The organism is Flaviramulus basaltis (assembly GCF_900114265.1).
GTDB classification, from domain to species: Bacteria; Bacteroidota; Bacteroidia; order Flavobacteriales; family Flavobacteriaceae; genus Flaviramulus; species Flaviramulus basaltis.
This window is the reverse complement of the sequence record NZ_FPKV01000006.1, coordinates 1-18,748: the sequence shown is the minus strand read 5'-3', so window position 1 is coordinate 18,748 and position 18,748 is coordinate 1. Positions and strand designations below refer to the sequence as shown.

12 protein-coding genes are annotated in these 18,748 nt (G+C 29.1%); all 12 read right to left on the bottom strand.

Translation table 11 applies throughout. The annotated features are described in order from the left end of the window. The 12 genes from BT151_RS17470 to BT151_RS17395 all read right to left on the bottom strand — a co-directional run bounded on the left by BT151_RS17470 (position 1) and on the right by BT151_RS17395 (position 18,571). Positions 1–1,443 carry a T9SS type B sorting domain-containing protein gene (locus tag BT151_RS17470; RefSeq protein WP_072403657.1) on the bottom strand — a complete coding sequence of 481 codons (1,443 nt, stop codon included), beginning with the start codon at positions 1,441–1,443 and terminating at the stop codon, positions 1–3. A 203-nt stretch (positions 1,444–1,646) separates the two neighbouring features. Then, the gene (locus BT151_RS17465; RefSeq protein ID WP_072403656.1) at positions 1,647–2,972 is read right to left on the bottom strand and encodes a hypothetical protein; all 1,326 of its coding nucleotides are present in this window, start codon (positions 2,970–2,972) and stop codon (positions 1,647–1,649) included. A 307-nt stretch (positions 2,973–3,279) separates the two neighbouring features. Then, on the bottom strand, positions 3,280–3,726 hold the full coding sequence (locus tag BT151_RS17460) for a hypothetical protein (protein WP_072403655.1): 447 nt from the start codon (positions 3,724–3,726) through the stop codon (positions 3,280–3,282). A gap of 216 nt (positions 3,727–3,942) precedes the next feature. Further along, entirely contained in the window at positions 3,943–5,193 is a 1,251-nt protein-coding gene (locus BT151_RS17455; RefSeq protein WP_072403654.1) for an NAD(P)/FAD-dependent oxidoreductase, read from the bottom strand. Between the two features lies 1 nt (position 5,194). After that, a complete protein-coding gene (locus BT151_RS17450) occupies positions 5,195–6,205 on the bottom strand; it encodes a 4-hydroxyproline epimerase (protein WP_072403653.1) in 1,011 nt (336 codons plus the stop codon). Positions 6,206–6,211: 6 nt separating this feature from the next. Next, positions 6,212–7,141 (bottom strand): dihydrodipicolinate synthase family protein, encoded by a 930-nt coding sequence (locus tag BT151_RS17445; protein ID WP_072403652.1) that lies wholly within the window; start codon positions 7,139–7,141, stop codon positions 6,212–6,214. A 177-nt stretch (positions 7,142–7,318) separates the two neighbouring features. Continuing rightward, on the bottom strand, positions 7,319–9,265 hold the full coding sequence (locus BT151_RS17440; protein WP_072403651.1) for a T9SS type A sorting domain-containing protein: 1,947 nt from the start codon (positions 9,263–9,265) through the stop codon (positions 7,319–7,321). A gap of 318 nt (positions 9,266–9,583) precedes the next feature. Beyond that, complete coding sequence (locus BT151_RS17435) at positions 9,584–10,000, bottom strand: DUF7793 family protein (protein WP_072403694.1); 417 nt, start codon at positions 9,998–10,000, stop codon at positions 9,584–9,586. Positions 10,001–10,013: 13 nt separating this feature from the next. Then, entirely contained in the window at positions 10,014–10,427 is a 414-nt protein-coding gene (locus BT151_RS17430; protein WP_072403650.1) for a DUF7793 family protein, read from the bottom strand. Between the two features lie 184 nt (positions 10,428–10,611). Continuing rightward, positions 10,612–14,295 carry a PAS domain S-box protein gene (locus tag BT151_RS18740; RefSeq protein WP_084648016.1) on the bottom strand — a complete coding sequence of 1,228 codons (3,684 nt, stop codon included), beginning with the start codon at positions 14,293–14,295 and terminating at the stop codon, positions 10,612–10,614. A gap of 650 nt (positions 14,296–14,945) precedes the next feature. After that, positions 14,946–17,372, bottom strand: a complete 2,427-nt coding sequence (locus BT151_RS17400; RefSeq protein ID WP_072403649.1) for a DUF4982 domain-containing protein — start codon at positions 17,370–17,372, stop codon at positions 14,946–14,948. Between the two features lie 41 nt (positions 17,373–17,413). Then, positions 17,414–18,571 carry a glycoside hydrolase family 53 protein gene (locus BT151_RS17395; protein WP_072403648.1) on the bottom strand — a complete coding sequence of 386 codons (1,158 nt, stop codon included), beginning with the start codon at positions 18,569–18,571 and terminating at the stop codon, positions 17,414–17,416. Between the last annotated feature and the right edge of the window lie 177 nt (positions 18,572–18,748).

Sequence of the window (18,748 nt, the reverse complement as noted above, 5' to 3'; positions counted from 1 at the left end):
TTATTTTATTACTGTTATAGAACCCTTTTTGGTTTGGTTATTAGTTGTTTTAATGATGAAATAGTAAACCGGGTTCACATCAATAAAATTCAATTCGTTTTCTGGCCAATTATTCTTGTAATCATTAGTTTGTAATACAATTTCACCTCGAGAAGATAAAATCATAACTTCTGCATTAGCTCCATTAACATATTCTTGAGGAATTATCCATGTATCATTTATTCCATCACCGTTAGGGCTAATTAAATTTGGAATATCTGCTACGTCTGGAAAAGGCTCTGTTATTACAAAAATAAACTCGTTAGATGCAACACAACCTGTTGTTTGAGTAACAACTACTTTATAACTTCCTGTTTGGGTAGCTTCATAAGAATTATTAATCTCGCCTGGAATTAAAACATCGTTTAAATACCATTCAAATTCAGGATTAATAGCATCTGTAGTTAGTGTCGCAAACAAAGTTTCTCCCTCTTCTATTGAAGTGTTTTCTGGAACATCAATACTACTTGAAAAACCGCCATTATCAAGGTCTATTGTAGCACTTGATGAGCAATCTCCTAAATTAATTTTAACAGTATAAGTTCCTGATTCATTTGTTTCAAAAGTTTGATCTGTAGCTCCAGAAATTTCTGAATCATCTTTAAACCATTGATAACTTAGTCCGCTAATGGTACTTAATGTTGTTGGTCCATCGTTTGAACAATATGAATTTCCTAAACTTGAAATAATTTCGGATGTAGTTTCTGAATCAGATTCGGTTATAGTTACTCTATTTGAATAGGAATTAGAGGTACATGTCCCATAATTAGTTTCTGCAAAATAAATTCCTGGTTCGCTAACAGATAATGTTTCTCCTGAATCTACAAAAACAGATGTTGTAGCGCTTGTTTCTTTATACCAATTAAAAGTAAGTGATGGGTATTGCAATGGAGAATCATTATTTATATCTCCTGGATTATCAATTGTTAACAAATAACTTCCACTTGAACAATAAGCTCCTGTTGCAATTAAATTATTTATTGAAAATGGCGTGTCTTGTATTTTATAATATGCAGAAAAAGCTACTGAAGATGAGCTTGTTGCAGCTGGAGATGTACTCTTAACCCTTACTTTAAAAGCTTCACCAGCTATAGTTGTGGGTACAGAAAAAGTAAATGTAACTGGTGATGTAGTTACAGAACCTTCAGCAGACGTGTAAACTGTAGTTGGGCTATCAAAAAGGCCGTTTTCATCAGAAAGTTCAATTATAAACTGATTTGATGCAGATACTCCAGATACAGGTGAAAAAGTAAATGTTACATTATAATCATTAAATGACGGACTTGCACATGCTTGTGTAAAACCTAAGTTAGGTTTACTTATTACTATTTGAGCACTGATATTTTCAGATACACAAAGAGTAAAAAGAAGAGCAAGTAAATAAATAATAGTAAAATTCTTCATTCAAATTTTTTTAGTAAATAATAAAATATCTTGAAACCAATAACCTACTACATTTCATAAGTAAAACATCACTTATTTAATAATAAATAGTTGCTTATTTAATCAGTAAATCTTTCGAAGCTTATTTCTTTGTAAAACAATCGGGAAAGTTTAAAGAAATCACACACATATATTAAACTAGGAATACGATTAACATTACTATTTTAATCTACTCTTAAATCTGAATCAACTTCATTTGATGCAATTATTTTATTTATACGTAATCTATAATCTGGTCTTTTTTCATTTTTCAAATCGATAAATGTTTCAGCATTTGAGCCTTTTGAATACACATTAAAAAAAGCACTGTTGCCATACCAATTTTCCAAATCCTCATTATTAGTATTATTCTCTACAAAAATGTTTCCATTACAATTATTGAAATACATATCTGTAAACTTAATTTTTTCTAAGCTTTCTTGGTTAATTCTAATTTTGTCCTCTAGTATTACTGCTGGATTAAATCCAGAAACAACACTCTTATTCATATCTAACTTAGCATTTTCACCTATGTAAACAGCTTCATTAACCAAACCTTTTTTAATATCTCCTTCTAAATCTTCACTTAAATTTAATAATGTTAAGTTTTTGGCTATCACATTTGTCCCTTTTTTGGTAAAATCTACTTCTTGCTTATTATTATATGCCATAATTTGCATACATCTAGCTCTTTCACTACTTGAAACGTATGGCGAACGAATTGCTAATGAATTAGTTACATTGCATTGCGCTCCGTAATTAAATTTGAAGTCATTTCCATTTGCTCTATAGGATACAACTTTATTTAAATTTAATTCTCCTCCCCATATTTCAAAAGAATCTTCAGCTGCATGGCTTACCATTATATTTTCTAATACAGTCTTACGCCCTACACTTGCCAATAATAAACCGTTAAAAAAGCCTACATTTTTAATTCTTTTACCTGCATACTCTATCCTTACATATTTTAAAATTCCTGAAGAACTACTAATGCTATCTCCACCATAATTTGCATTTTTATAAGAAGATGGGTCTAGTCTTGGATAAAAAGATGCTACAGAACCATTACCAAATTTGCTAGTTGGTGCATCTCCAAGAATTATTATCCCTCCCCAATCACCTGCTCTTTTAACACTTCTTTTTGAAGTAAAAATGATAGGATCTGTTTCTAAACCGTCTGCAATTATTTTTGACCCCCTACTAATAGTCAAAGACCCTTTTGAATCAAAATCGCCAATAATTACTGTTCCTGGTTCTATTGAAAGAGTTGCATTATTAGTTACAAAAACATTACCTAATAATAAATAAACATCTCTTTTGTAAAGCTTTGTGTTTTCAGTAATATTTCCTGTTAATATTTGTGTAGGCTCGTCGTAATCTTTAGAATTTGGTTTAAACTCTGCCCAATTGCTTAGCCAATTGTCAGCGCCTACTATTCCTTTTTCTTGTTGAGAATAAATATTTCCAAATACAAGTAGAAATATCCATAACATTTTAGTGAAATTTTTCATAGTTATAATTTTATTATTAATAGCAATAGGTTTAGGTTTAATTTTAGATTTAGCTTAAATTATTAATCAAAAATAGAAAAAAATCCATGAAATACCAATTATTTCGATAAAATACATAAATTAAGTAGTTTTTTAATTAAAATAATCGACGAAATGCACTTTTAATCTTTAATTTAAATATGTTTTTTTTTTAAACATAGTAATTATGGAGAGTAAAAATTTAAAACTGACTCATATTAAATAAAAAAAGAAACATAATTTCTTATATTTCTTTTCAAATACCTTAATACATTACTAATGTTTTTCTCTAATGAAATTCACTATACTCATGTAATGACTTCATTATTTCTTCATAAAACAGTATAGCTCCAATTAAATTTCTTGTATCAGAATATGGTAGTATACTATGTTGAAACTCTATCGTTGCTTCAACAAAATCACTTGTTGCTTCAAATTGACTATCTAGTATTTTTCTATTATCATTCGTATTAGGAATACCCAAAGTTGTCATTGTTACCCCTGGTTTAGTAGCAAATGCTATATAAGGCAATGTTTTAACAAGACTTTCAATACGCTCAATATATAAGGTCAATAATTGACCTTTTTGCATACCTTCAAGTTCTTCCTTATTATGGTATTTTTTAATGGCTACTTTTTCACTAATAATACTTTTTGGTGCATTGGTTTTTTGTGCAAAACCAATACTTGCTATTAAAAAAAAGCTAAAGCTGAGTAAAATTATCTTCATTTTCATGTTTAATACTTAAGGGTTTAGTTAGCAAATTTATGTAATTAATCGTAAAAAACAAGCGTTTGGTCGATTTTTTTTCCTTTTTTTTCAATTATATAAAAAATAATCAAGCTTTATAATCCTATAAAAAGTATAAACTCCAAGATATTAGATATTTATATTACATATAATCTAATCATTTTTCATTCAGATAATTGTCTTATTTTGATGCTATTCTACTCAATAAAAACATCTATCAGGATTGAATGCTTCTGTATTTAAACTTGTTTTTTTATTAAATATGATTTCTGAAACAAGCATACCTGTTGCGGGTCCTAAACTCCATCCCATCATGGCATGTCCTGTTGCTATAGTTAAATTATTACATTTTGATGATTTACCTATATAAGGTAATCCATCTGGTGTGCATGGTCTTAATCCACATTGAGCATTATCTTTTTCTTTAGATGTAATTTCTAAGTTATTATAGTATCTTTTTGCTGCATCAGCTATTGCATCAACTCTTTTATGATTAATATTATGATTAATCCCTGCAATTTCCATAGTACCAGCAAATCTTGTAAAACCATCCATAGGAGTTACAGCAACTTTTGCCTCGCATAATATTGCAGGAATGGTAATATTGGTTTCTCTTTCTACATTTATTCTGTAACCTTTTCCTGCTTGCAAAGGAATTTTAATTCCAAGTTTTTTTGTTATTAATGGACTCCAACTTCCAGCAGATAATACGACATCATCACACAATAATTCTCTTTTATCTGTAATCACTTTTTTAATTGTTCCGTTAGATACCTGTAGATCTTTCACGCTTTCGTTTTTATGAAAAATAACACCATTCTCTTTTAAATAAGAGACCATATCTTTCATAAAGTTATTAGGCGTCATATGAGCATCACAATCATAATAAACAGCTCCTTTTATATTTAAATTTGCTTTTGGCTGAAGTAAATTAACCTCTTTTTTAGACAAATGTTTAACACCTAAACCTTCTTCGATACCTCGCTTTCCTACTTTCCATTCTTCTTCCCCTACTTTATCAGATTGATAACACATTAACAACCCTTTACGTTCGTAATGAAAATTAAAAATTCTCGAATGCTGTAAATCTTCGTATAAATCTCTACTAAATAAATTAATATCTTTTAAAACCGATATTGACTTTTCTACTTTAATTTTAGTTGCCGATTTTTTAAAAGCTACTGCCCACTTTAAAAATTCTAAATCTAATCTGGGTTTTACATAAAATGGACTAGCAGAATCAAACATCCATTTAATCCCTTTCGAAATTATACCTGGAGCTGCCAATGAAATAAAATGACTTGGAGAAATGTAACCTGCATTAACATAAGAAGCACCAGCATTCATATTGGATTGGTCTATAATAAGAACTTCATGACCTTCTTTTTGAAGATAGTATGCAGAACATAGTCCTATAATACCACCACCAATAATAATTACTTTTTTCGACATATTAAATTACTTGAAATCCGTATGCATAAGGATCATCATTATCATCAATTATAATAGTATTGTATCCATAAATTTTTGCCCAACCTTGAATACTAGGTATTATTGCTGGTTTACCATCTAAAATAGTTTCTTTTTCTACTCGACCTGTAAACTTACTTCCTATAAAACTTTCATGAATATATGGTTCTCGAATTTTTAATTTCCCTTTGGTATATAATTGAGCTAATCTAGCTGAAGTTCCTGTGCCACAAGGTGAGCGATCTATGGCTTTATCTCCATAAAAAACTGCGTTTCTTCCTGATGATGTAGAATCGATTGGATTACCTGTCCAAAGTATATGACTAACATCTTTAATTGTTTCATTTTCTGGATGAATAAATTTATTAGGATATTTTTCATTAATTCGCTGTCTCACAACTTGAGAATATTGAATTATTTTGGATGCTGAATATGCATGAACACCTTCAAAATTTGCTTGCGGATCTACAATTGCATAATAATTGCCGCCATAGGCCACATCAAAAATAATTTCTCCTAATTCTGGGCAATCGATAGTGAGGTTTTCTTCAGCTAAATAGCTTTTAACATTCGTTAATTTAACCCAATCTACTTTGTTTCCAGTTTGTTTGTATTCTATTTCTACTAATCCAGCAGGCGCTTCCATTCTAATTTTACCTGGTGTTTTTGGGGTTATCAAACCTTCTTCAACAGCAATTGTTACTGTGCCAATAGTACCATGTCCACACATTGGCAAACATCCTGATGTTTCAATAAAGAGAATAGAAAAATCATTTTCTGGATTATGAGGCGGATATAAAATACTACCACTCATCATATCATGCCCACGAGGTTCAAACATTAATCCTTTACGAATCCAATCGTATTCTTTTAAAAAATGTTGACGTTTTTCACTCATGGTTTTCCCAATCAAATCAGGTCCACCAGATTTAATTACCCTAACTGGGTTTCCGCAGGTATGTGCATCAATACATACAAAGGTATTTCTACTCATTAAATTCTAAACTAATAAATTTAAGTTTTTGTAATCTGGTAACGATGGTCTCATAGCTAACGCATCTTTAATTATTTTTTCAATTTTAATGCGCTCCTCTCCTTGCAATACTAATCTTGGAGCTCTAACATATTCAGCACCAATTTCTGTATGAACAGATGCTAATTTTATATATTGGACTAATTTAGGATGAATATCTAACTCTAATAATGGCATAAACCAACGATAAATATCTATAGCTTCTTTAATTCTTCCTGCTTTTTGTAATTCATAAATAGCCACCGTTTCTGCTGGAAAAGCATCTACTAAACCGGCAACCCAACCATCTGCTCCTAGCAATAAACTTTCTAAAGCAAGCGTATCTACTCCTGTCATGATGGCTAGCCTATCTCCAAATCTGTTTTTTATTCTGGTAATATTTGTGGTATCTCGTGTAGATTCTTTAACTGCTTGAATATTTGGACAAGCTGTTATTAATTGATCAAACATATCTAAAGTGACCAAAATTTTATAATCTATAGGATTATTATAAATCATAATTGGTAAAGAAGTGCTATTTGCCACTGCTTTAAAATATTCTACTACTTCTTCATTACTAGCATTATAGCACATTGGTGGCAGCATCATTAATCCTTCTGCTCCGTCTTGTTCAGCTGTTTTAGCTAATTCTATTGCCGCTTTTGTTGTTTGCTCTGCAATATTCATTAAAACAGGTACTTTTCCTTTTACAAATGCTACTGTTTCTCTAGTTAGAACCCTTCGCTCTTCATCTGTTAAAGTACTTGCTTCACCTAAAGTACCTCCCAAAACTAACCCATGAACACCTGCATCTAATTGTGCTTTTACATTAATTTTAAACAAATTTAAATCTAACTCGTCATTTGCTGTGAATTGTGTTGTAATAGCTGGCATAACACCTTTCCATTGAATACTCATAGTTATTTATTTTTGTTAGGTCCAATTTAAATGATAGTTCCTAACAAATATAAAATAAAGTCACCTAATGGTTATGTTGTTTAATTAAAACAGCAAATAATTTATAAGTAAAGTCGATTTAAACAAATAACTAATGCTGGATTTAGCATAATAATTTGATTTTTAAAATTTTAATAACTAATTTTTTAAGATTTTTTGAGTTATTTTACTATTATCCGTTTCTATGTTTACAAGGTAAACTCCATTATCTTTATTAAATGGAATTATGATTTTGCTTTGGTTATTTATATTTTTATTAAGTTTTAAAATTTCTTGTCCTAACATATTCAAAATTATAATGTTTTTAATTTCCAAATTCTTATTATTGGCAACAATAATATTTTCTTTACCATCGTATAAAACTTTAATAGTTTCAATTTGATTGTTATTAATCAATAATGTGTTTTGAGTTAAAAAAACTATTGAAAACCTATCTAAATGTTCTCCTATTGATAAATTAACATTTAAGCTAGATTCACTTAAATTATGAGTCGTATTTAAATACTTATCTTTTAAGTACACTGTATGTGTAAAATTCTCAACATTATCAAGCATAATTTGCTGGTTACCTAATTCTTTTATTAATATCCCTAATGGAAACTCCATAGTATCAACAAAACTATCTAACCCTTGTATGGCATATTTTTTATCTAGGTCATTTTCAATAATAAAAAACAAATCATCTTCTCTAGCATCCTTCATTATAGCATCATAGCCATGATTATATTTTATATCTGCAGTAGAATTTGGTAAAAACCCTAATAGTAATTGTCTGTGAAATCCTTCAGGATCTTCGTGACCAATTCTTATATATTGATTTTGAATCTTTTTTTCATTTGTATTTTTATTAAAAATTTCATCACTAGAAGTTTGCGTTTTAAAAACTCTTTGTGAATTATTAAAAACAATTGATCCAGTCCCATATGCTTCAACAAAAAAACCTTCACCAATTGGTACAAATTGTTTTGGTGTTGTAACAGAACCTGAACTAATTAATGGAGATAATATTGAAGGCGGAATTCCTCCTGTTAAGTTACGTGTGGCATAGCCTCCTAAATGACCTGATAACATATGTGATGTTGAACCACCGTCTATCCAAAAATGCAATGCATCAAGTATTAGTAAATTATCAAGTATAAATTTTTTTGCATCTAAAGCACATGGATATGGATTTCCCAACAAAGACTCTTCTCCAATACTTATTGGTAATAAATATTCACCATTATTTGGCTCCCCATAAAATACATAGTTTTGTTTTTCTGAAACAGTGTTAGTTCCTTTCATAGTATATCCTACTCCAGGGTTTAAAACACTATTTTGGTTTATATTTACCCAACCTGCATAAGAGCCTGATCCTCTAAAATATTTGTATAACCAATTGGTATTAATTGAAAGTGGTGTAATGACATTACTTCCCGCATCAACTACAGTGGCTGTACCATTATAATGAGCCCCAGAATTAAATAATATTTGTTGGGGTCTAAATGCATTTACACTAGAATCTGTACCATCAAATTTACCTCCAAATAAAGAAAATCCTCCACTATTATTTACTGGAGAAGACCAATAATTAAACTTATATGCTGATGAATATCTTTGTTGATCAACTAATATTTTACCTGAAGTAACTTTATTTATATTAGCACCTAAATGAGTTTGAATTAATTGAGATTTCCCAACTAAACGCATATCTCCACTTACAAAATTAATTGAATTAACTACATTTAGTTCAAAATTATCTGCTACTAAAATACCTTTCGTATTTAGAGCTGTAATATTAATTTCTAAATTATATAAATTAAGAGCATTTGTTAAACCAGAAATATTTATTTCAGGGTTTGTGGAACTCGCAAAATGAGTTGTACCAGATAATGATGATGTTTTACCATTATTTATAAAATTGCTATTTAAGTAAAGATTCCCGTTGTTGTTATGAACACCGCTTACTGTATTTATATATTCTTCTTCAAAGTAAACATTTGTTGAAGATGAAATTTGTAAAATCCCTTTATTAACTATTTGAGAATAGCCATTGATGAAATTAAAAAAGATTAGAATTTTACAGATAAAGTATTTCTTTTCCATAAGAATGAATTAAATAAGTTTGTGATTGTTCAGTTGGGTATTTTTAATAATATTAACACCTTGTTCTAGGTAATCATATTTGTTTATATAAAGGTTGTTGTTTGTTAAGCTTTTATTGAAACTTTCTAAGGTTAATGGTTTGCTTATAATAACAATACAATATTTTTTCTTTTTAGATCTATTAACATCTTGCATGTTAGTTGATTAGGATAGTATATACATTTTAGTATTTTTATCTATAAAACTTTGTATTTAGTTTCAACTTAATATCTAATTAAAGGCTGTATACTACCACTAAAACTATTTAAAAAGTAATACTTAATTGCTTCCATAAAAATCGTTTTTCGTATCTATACAATACTCTAGAGCAGTTACCATATCGTTAAAAACACCAAATGGTGTAATTGGATCATAAATTCTTTTATAAGAACCTATTAGTAATTTAATTCCTATAGAATTATGAATAAATGCTTCAGAAATTTTTAATTCTGCCAAGGCTGGTGTTTTAGCAAATAAATTTGCTGCTGAAGATGAAAATGTACCGCGAGAATCCCTTGCATCTATTAAGAATGGCATAGCTTTACCATTACATATTTTAGTAATGGCTCTTATGTATAATTTTACTTTATCTGAGTCTAATTTATAACTAGGATTGTCATTATTAAACTTGCAATAAAGAATATCATTATAATCCGTCCAGAATTTCGCATTTCCTATTTTAATTACGTTTTTCATATTATTTTCTAGATTAACCAATTATGTTAAACTCCATATATTTTTTATTACAATGCTTAATTGCAGAACTATGAATGTTAAAGACTCTATTGGGTACAATAGTATCGATTGTAAGACTATAGAGAAATAGAAGAATTTTCAATGCAAAAGAATCAACTAAAAATGTTTTAGATAGCACTAAATTTTTAATTGCTAAATTGTTTGATAGATATATAAATAGTCTAATGGATGTTAAAAAATTTATTTCCCTTATATTAATTAGAATAGGAATATATTTCCCATAAGACAACATTGTAATAGCTTGAGAAAAAGTATCTTCTAACTCTACTCCAATATTATTCTTACCAACATTTTTACTTATTTTGCAGTAAATTATATTTTGGTCTATCCAGAATAAAATATTTCTTTTTAATGTTTCGTCTTTCATTAATATTATTTTGAAAAACGTATTTCAATAGGGATGCCAGAAATTATTTTAAACAAAAAATAAAAACAAATGCCTGATTATGAGATATTTATAATTTACGTGTTTTTTTTAAAATGTTTTTTAGTGTCGGTATACCGTGCTTATATTGAATGAAAATTGAAGAATGACGGAATACCGCTACTATTTATGTAAGTTTTTTTATTCCTAGTTTAGCCATTTTATCACGTAAAGTGCTAGGTTTTAAGTCTAACAAAATTGATGCACTTTCTGGTCCACTAATTTTCCATTTACATTGCTCTAATACTTGAAGAATATGATTACGCTGAATTGCGTCTAAAGATAAATCTTTATTATTTATAAGTTGTTTTGCTTTTTGTATAGGTGTTTCAAAACCAGGTATTAGTAAAGTATCACTATTTGATAATATTAAAGCTCTCTCAATTAAATTTTCTAATTCTCTTATATTTCCTGGCCAATTATGTAATTTAAGTTGATTCATAGCATCATCAGATATATACTTAATATTCTTTTCGTATGCTTTATTAAACTTGTCTACAAAATGCTCTACTAATAATGGAATATCGTCTTTTCTATTTCTTAAAGGAGGAACTTCAATAGGAAATACATTAAGCCTAAAATACAAATCTTCTCTAAATTGCTTTTTTTGAATCTCTTCTTTAAGATTTCGATTAGTAGCCGCTATAACTCGAACATTTAGTTTTTTTGAACCAACCCCTCCTACTACTTCTATTTCTCCTTCTTGTAAAAATCTCAAAATTTTTGGTTGCATATCTAATGGTAACTCTCCTATTTCATCTAAAAACAAAGTTCCTCCATCGGCTAATTCAAACTTACCTATTTTATCACTAAAAGCTCCTGTAAATGAGCCCTTTTTATGTCCAAAAAGTTCGCTCTCTATAAGCTCTCTTGGTATTGCTGAACAATTCACCTTAATTAATGGCTTGCTATTTCTTAAACCTGTATTATGAATTGCTCTGGCTAATAACTCTTTTCCTGTACCTGATTCTCCTAATAATAATACTGTAGCATTTGTTGGAGCAACTTTTTCTACTTCAGTTAGTACATTGCTAAACTCGACACTTCCATAAACCATCTCTTCATAGTTAAATACTAAATCTAACTCATTTCTAAGATAAACGTTTTCTTGTTCTAATTGATTTCGTAAAACATTCAACTCTTTATTGGCTTCTGTAAGTTTTTTATTAGCCATTTTTATTTTGTTTTCAGCTAATTTACGCTCGGAACTTTCTACCATCAACGACACTGTACTTGCAATAGATGTTAAAAAGCTTTCTTCTTCAATAGTAAAAACTCTTTTGGTGGCTGTGCTTTCAAAACTAATAATTCCATAATGATCATTTCTTCCATGTACAAGCACATCAATACGTGAAGAAATATCATAAGGAATAAAATATTTATCAGAAAATGCCTTTGTTATTGGGTTATTAATAACATCAGTAATATTTATACTGTTACTATTTTTAAACGCATTAAAGTATTTTGGGAAATCTTCTTTTTTAATTAATAATCCCTCTTCATCAAATTTATTTTCTATTGAATTAAAAAAAAGCTTACTTAATAATTCTGTTTTATCATTTTTGTATTCCCAAATAGTTACTAAATCTACATTAAGAGCTTTTGCAGATGTTGTTGCTATTTTTTTTAAAGACGAATTGAAGTCTTCTCCAATAAGACTAACTAATTCAATTATACTATTTTTTCTTTGATCAGATATTCTTATGTTTTCTTTTAATATATTTTCTGCTTTAACTCTAATTGTTATATCAATTATGGTTGAAAAATAAGCTATTATTTCTCCTTCTGCATTTTCAATATAAGAACCTGATAATGAAACAGGAAAGCGTTCTCCATTTTTTCTCATTAAAACAAACTCCTTATTTACACCCAGATTTTCTAATGGTTTTTTAAATTCTTTATAAATTTTATCTTGTTCTTCTGGTGGCCAATAAGGAAATGGTGGTTTTATACCTAACAATTCTTTTTCTGTAAAACCTGTCATTTTACACAAAGCGGCGTTAACTTTTATATGTTTACCTTCTAAATCTACAACAGATAAGCCTTCGTGTAATGAAGTTATTAGTTTTTCTGAAAATTCTTTCTCTGATTTTAATTCACTTTCTGCAACTTTTCGTTCAGTACTTTCAACCATCAAGGACACTATACTTGCAATTGAAGTAGCAAATTCTTGCTCATCTGAAGTCCAATCTCTAAGTGTATCTCCTACATGTTCAAAACAAATAATACCATAATAGCCATTTGTGCTATTAACAAAAACATCCATAAGGGATTTAATGTTATTTGGAACTAAATAATTTTTTGTAAACTGTTTTGTTATATTATTTTTCTGTGCATCATTAATAAGAATCGTTTGGTTTTTTTCTAGAGCTTTAAAATATTTAGGGTTGTCTATTTTTTTTATTTTTATTCCACTTGTATATTTTCCACTTTTTAAAACATATAACTTCTCACAAGAAATTACACTTGCATCATCATTAAAACTCCAAACACTAACTCTTTCTACATCTAACGTTTTAGCTGCTAATTTTGTAATTTTCTTCAATGAAGTTTTAAAACCTTCTCCAACAAGACCTGCTAACTTTAAAATAACATTTTTCTTTTGGTTGGATTTTATTGCAATATCTTCTAGCGTTTTTTTAATCTTGAATTCTTCTGAAATATCCTTCATTGTTCCAAACAAGGCGATAACTTCTCCTTTGTTATTCTTTATATTCCCTGTTAAAAACGACGCTAAAAACTTTTCTCCGCTTTTTTTTATAAATTCAAATTCTAGTGATAAATTTTCTCCTTTTACAATCTGTTTAATTGAACTTTCAATTTTATTAAAATCATCATTTGAAGCAAAAGGATAAGGTAAATTAATTCCTATGAGTTCTTTTCTAGAATAACCTAATATTTTACAAAAAGAATCATTAATCATTACTATTTGTCCTTCAAGATTAACTATAACTAATCCTTCTTGCATGGACATGATTAGCTTATCTGTAAACTCTTTAGCCATTCTAAGCTCTCGTGAAGCCTTCCTCCTCTCTGTGGTATCTATAACTGTTCCAAAATAAGCAATCATATTCCCTTCAGAATCATTAATGCAAGATATCATTACATCTACATTAAAACGACTTCCATCCTTACGCATGTAAACACTTTCAAAACTATCAATCAGTTCTCCTTTTTCAAGTTTTTCATGTCGTATATTAGACTCATCTTCTATTTCTGGAGGGGAAAATGGATATGGACATTGTTTTCCTATAAGTTCTTCTTCAGAAAAACCAGACATTTTACAAAACGAAGCATTTACACTAATAATTTCTGTATGCATATCAAAAACCACCAGTCCTTCTTGCATATAATTTATTAAGCTTTCTGAATATTCTTTTGCAGATTTTAAGGCTGTTTCTGCCTTTTTACGCTCAGTAATATCTCTTAATACACCTACTAGGAACTTATTTCCTTGGTTATCAATGAATCTAGTTTTTTTTGTAGAAATTATTTTTGTACCCTCATTTTTAATAGTTAAGCTTTCTTCACTAACATTCTCTACACCAGTGGCAAGTACTTGTTTATCTATAATTAAAAACTTCTCCTTTTCTTCTGGTGTTACATTTTCAACTAATGTTTTACCAATTATATTTTCTCTTTTGACACTAAAAATATCACAAAAAGCATCATTAACTAGAAGTAAACGACTTTGATCATCTTTAACAAAAACAGGATCTCCTATTTTATTAATAATATTCTCTAAGTATTTCTCATTTTTTATAAGAAACGCTTCTGCTTTTTTCTGTTTTGGAATATTTGTGTTACTCATAAAAAGTAGTTGTCTTTTAATCTCTTATATTCGATTATGTCCCCTTTTTAACAAAAATTTAATCAGAAATAAATAATAATTATTTTGTAATTAAGTTCCGTATCAACCAACATAGGGTTGTTACTCAAATATTATTAGCTACAAGTAATACTACAATAATTCAACGGGAAATTACTCACAAAATATACTAATAAATTTTGTAAACAAACACTTAAATAAAACATAATACTTTACAAAGTAAGTTTTCTCTTTCGATAACAACTATAATTTTTAATTAATATTAAATCTAATTGAAGTTTTAATTGTTAAGAAAAAGGATAAACTACGGTAAGACTACCATACATAAAACCACTAAATATCAATTTACTAACTAATAGATACATCTAATAAATCACTTCATAAAATTTAAGTAATTGTAAATAGTAGTTTTCGTTTTTATAGAGAAATTAATAACGAATTAATAAGAAGAGTACTATTTACTTTTAAGTAAATAGCTTTTGTAAGACGTTATTCTTGCAAAGAATAAGCAAAAAACAATTATTTATAACTACAATTAAAACAAATTTGAAGTAGGTATTTTAAAAAACTACAAATTTTAAAATCATTATACTAAGAAAAATAAAAACTAAGCAAGATTTAATTTATAATTTCTATTCAATTGAATTTATAACAACATGTGCTGTTTTTAAGCCTTTACCTGTAATTGTTAATTTAATATCTCCTGCTTCTTTTAGAGATTGAACCAAAACAACCAATTTGCCACTAAAAAGCTTCATAGTTGGTAAATGAAATAACTCCAACGATGTTGCATCACCATTACAAGCCGCTTTGTATTCTCCTTTACCTGATACTTTAAATTTTAATTGATTTGTGGCTGTTGGACATGAAATACCATTTTTATCTACCACAGAAACTTCTACATAAGATAAATCTTTTCCGTCTGCCTTAATTATTTTTCTATCTGGATTTAAAACAATTTTATATGGTTTTCCTGCAGTATGGATTTCTTTTGTAGCAATAGGTTTTCCTTCTTTATCAAGGGCTACTACTTTTACAGTTCCTGGTTCATATTTAACATCCATCCACATTAAACGATAACGATTTTGAGGCGTTGATGAGTTCTTTTTTTGAATCCCCATACTTTTACCGTTTACAAAAAGCTCTGCACTGTCATAACTAGTATATACAAAAACTGGCGTTATTTCACCTTCACGACCTTTCCAATTCCAATGCGGTAAAATATGTAATGTTTCTTCTTTAGTATTCCATCTACTTCTATATAAATAAAACCTATCTTTTGGTAATCCTCCTAAATCATTAATACCAAAATAAGAGCTGCGAGAAGGCCACATTTCATCATAAGGTGTTGGTTCTCCTAAATAATCAAAACCTGTCCATACAAACTCCCCAATAACCCAAGGTTTATCGTCTTGGAGAACAAAATCATCATCTGGTAAATTAGACCAACTACAATATTCTAAATCATAAGATGAAGATTGAAAATCATCATATTGCTTCATTGATGCTTTTTCAACAGGAAATTTATAAATACCTCTAGAACTTACTGTTGATGCTGTTTCTGAACCTAAAATAAAGCCTTGAGGAAATTTTTTAAAAGCTTCTTCGTATAAATGCACTCTGTAATTCAAACCAGGAATATCTAATAAAGCTCCAAATCCAGATTCCATAACTGCTTTTACTTGATCCATACCTACAGTAACAGGACGAGTTGGATCTTCACGATGAAAAATATCTTGTATCCATTTTGCTCGCTTTACACCTTCATCTCCCCATTGATCTGGCACTTCATTTCCTGCGCTCCACATTATTATACTAGGATGATTTCTTGTGGCTTGTACTAAATTTACAATGTCTTTTTCTGCATATTCATCAAAAAACCTGTTATAGCCATTTTTCACTTTTGGTTTTGCCCATTCATCAAAACTTTCAGCTAAAAACAGGAAACCCATTTCGTCACACAATTCTAATTGCTCTAAAGATGGCATATTGTGAGAGCTCCTAATGGCATCACAGCCCATATCTTTTAATATAGTTAATTGTCGTCTTAACGCCGCCTTGTTAATTGCAGTTCCTAAAGGTCCCAAATCGTGATGTAAACATACCCCTTTAAATTTTCTTACTTCACCATTTAAACTAAACCCTTTTTTAGCTTCATATTTTATTTCTCGAATACCAAAACGTGTTGTAATTTCATCTTTCAAATCATTACCCACAAATAATTTTGAAACAGCAGTATACAGATATGGGCTTTCTGGACTCCATAATTTTGGATTTTCAACTTTTATATTTTGATCAAATTCATTACCAAATTTTATTTCTGAATTATTTGAATTAACCTCATTTCCTGCTGCATCATAAATTGTGGTTAATAAGTTGGTGTTATTCCCAGATGCTTTAGTTTTTATATTAATTTTTGCTAAATCTTTACTGATAAATGGTGTAGTGATGAATGTTCCCCATTGATTAATACTTTCTTTATTTTTAACAATTACCGATACTTTTCTATACAATCCAGCTCCTGGATACCAACGTGATGCAAACTCCTCATTATTCAATTTTACTGCTAAAGTGTTTTCACCATCCTTTATTAGTTCAGAAATATCAAAATAAAAATAACTATATCCATAAGCCCACTCACCTACTTTTTTACCATTAAGATAAACTTTAGGCTCACTCATAGCGCCTTCAAAAAGCAAAATGATTTTTTTATTCTTTTCATACTCTGAAAGAACAAATTTATTTCTATACCAAGCAGAACCAACATGAGGTAATGCTCCTGTTCTTCCTGTTTTTTCGGTAGCAACTTTTTCACCATTTTGCACAATAGCAGTCGTTTGTATATCTACTTTTTTATCAAAAGGTCCTTTTATAGCCCAATCGTGAGGTACTGTAACCGTTTCCCATTTTGAATCATCAAAATTTACTTGATAAGCATTTTCTAAATTTCCTTTTTGAAATTTCCAGTTAACATCTAACTCTTTAACTTCTCTTACTTGAGAAAAAGATATTTGAGATAACACAAAGCATATATATAAAAGATTTTTTACTTGTTGCATATTTTTATAATGGTGACGATGATGAATTACAAGTTTTATTTTTAATTTTTAGATCCGTTATAAAAACTTAACCCTAAAGTAGCTTTTTTATCATGATCGAATAAAGTAGCATTATCCCAATGTGAACCTTGTGCCCAAAGCGTTGAACAATTAGTTGAAACCCATGCTGGTTCCCAATAAATTAAACCTTCTCCACCTGCTTCTACTACTTTAGTTTTTAATGTATTTAAATAATCTAATTGTCCTTGCTGAGTTGCGGGATAACCAGAAATTAAAGCTTCTTCGTTTAAAATATTGTTTGCTGAATCAACATTTTCTAGAGTAAATGGATAAGCTGTTTCTACAATCATTAAACGTTTTTTATAAGTATCTATTAATGTTTTTAAAGGTATAGCAACATTATTTAATTTATAATCTGACCATAAAGGGTAATATGATAAACCAATCCAGTCATAATCTGTAATCCCAGCTGTTGTTGCTTGCTCAAACCACCAAAGTCCATTTTCCGGCTGTGCAATGTGTAACATCACTCCTATTTCTTTGTTTTTTTGTGATGAAATATCTCGTACTGCTTTTATTCCTTTATTTATTAGTGATGAATTTCTTGCCCAATCTATTGGCCATTGCAATTCACCCTCTTGTAAAATCATAGGATTAATTTCGTTACCCACTTGCACGATATCTGGTAATAGATTTGCACTTGCTAAATCATTTAAAGTATTATAAGTATAATTATAAAGTAAATTACCTAAAGCTTCAGTATTATCTATTTCACTTAACCAAGCTGCAGGGATTTCTTGTTTTTCAGGATCGGTCCATGTATCTGAATAATGAAAATCTAATAATACTTGCATGCCTTCTGCTTTTGCACGTTGTATTGATTTCTTAACATCATTATAATTGGAATAGTTAGTCCAAGTCGGGTTATGCCACAAGCGTAAGCGAACTAAATTGGTACCAGCTTCAGCAAATATTTTATAAGGATCTTTTATAGTCCCATTCAAATCTTTATAAATAGCACTACAATCTTCCATTTCATTGACATAAGAAAGGTCTGCTCCATAATAAAAATCTATATTTCCATTGCCATTGTTTGGATTTTCATCTATTGAATCATCGTCCGTTACTGGTGTATCTGATCCTTGTGAAGAACAAGAAATAGCAAGAATTACACATAATATTACAGGTAAAAGTTTCATTTTCATAGATTTTAAAAGTTAAAAAGGGAACAATAAAATTAACTGTTATTCCCTTTTATTGAGAGAATGTTTAATAAATTATTTTTATTATTCCAAAGTAATGGTTTTGGTAACTGTATCTATAGTTAAAAAGTAAGTTCCTGGCGTACCTAAAAATCTAAAATTGTTATCCCCATC

Coding starts and splice junctions, on each gene's coding strand:
- BT151_RS17395 (WP_072403648.1), bottom strand. CDS start 18,571: ATGAAACTTTTACCTGTAATATTATGTGTAATTCTTGCTATTTCTTGT.
- BT151_RS17440 (WP_072403651.1), bottom strand. CDS start 9,265: ATGGAAAAGAAATACTTTATCTGTAAAATTCTAATCTTTTTTAATTTC.
- BT151_RS17465 (WP_072403656.1), bottom strand. CDS start 2,972: ATGAAAAATTTCACTAAAATGTTATGGATATTTCTACTTGTATTTGGA.
- BT151_RS17445 (WP_072403652.1), bottom strand. CDS start 7,141: ATGAGTATTCAATGGAAAGGTGTTATGCCAGCTATTACAACACAATTC.
- BT151_RS18740 (WP_084648016.1), bottom strand. CDS start 14,295: ATGAGTAACACAAATATTCCAAAACAGAAAAAAGCAGAAGCGTTTCTT.
- BT151_RS17400 (WP_072403649.1), bottom strand. CDS start 17,372: ATGCAACAAGTAAAAAATCTTTTATATATATGCTTTGTGTTATCTCAA.
- BT151_RS17460 (WP_072403655.1), bottom strand. CDS start 3,726: ATGAAAATGAAGATAATTTTACTCAGCTTTAGCTTTTTTTTAATAGCA.
- BT151_RS17430 (WP_072403650.1), bottom strand. CDS start 10,427: ATGAAAGACGAAACATTAAAAAGAAATATTTTATTCTGGATAGACCAA.
- BT151_RS17435 (WP_072403694.1), bottom strand. CDS start 10,000: ATGAAAAACGTAATTAAAATAGGAAATGCGAAATTCTGGACGGATTAT.
- BT151_RS17470 (WP_072403657.1), bottom strand. CDS start 1,443: ATGAAGAATTTTACTATTATTTATTTACTTGCTCTTCTTTTTACTCTT.
- BT151_RS17455 (WP_072403654.1), bottom strand. CDS start 5,193: ATGTCGAAAAAAGTAATTATTATTGGTGGTGGTATTATAGGACTATGT.
- BT151_RS17450 (WP_072403653.1), bottom strand. CDS start 6,205: ATGAGTAGAAATACCTTTGTATGTATTGATGCACATACCTGCGGAAAC.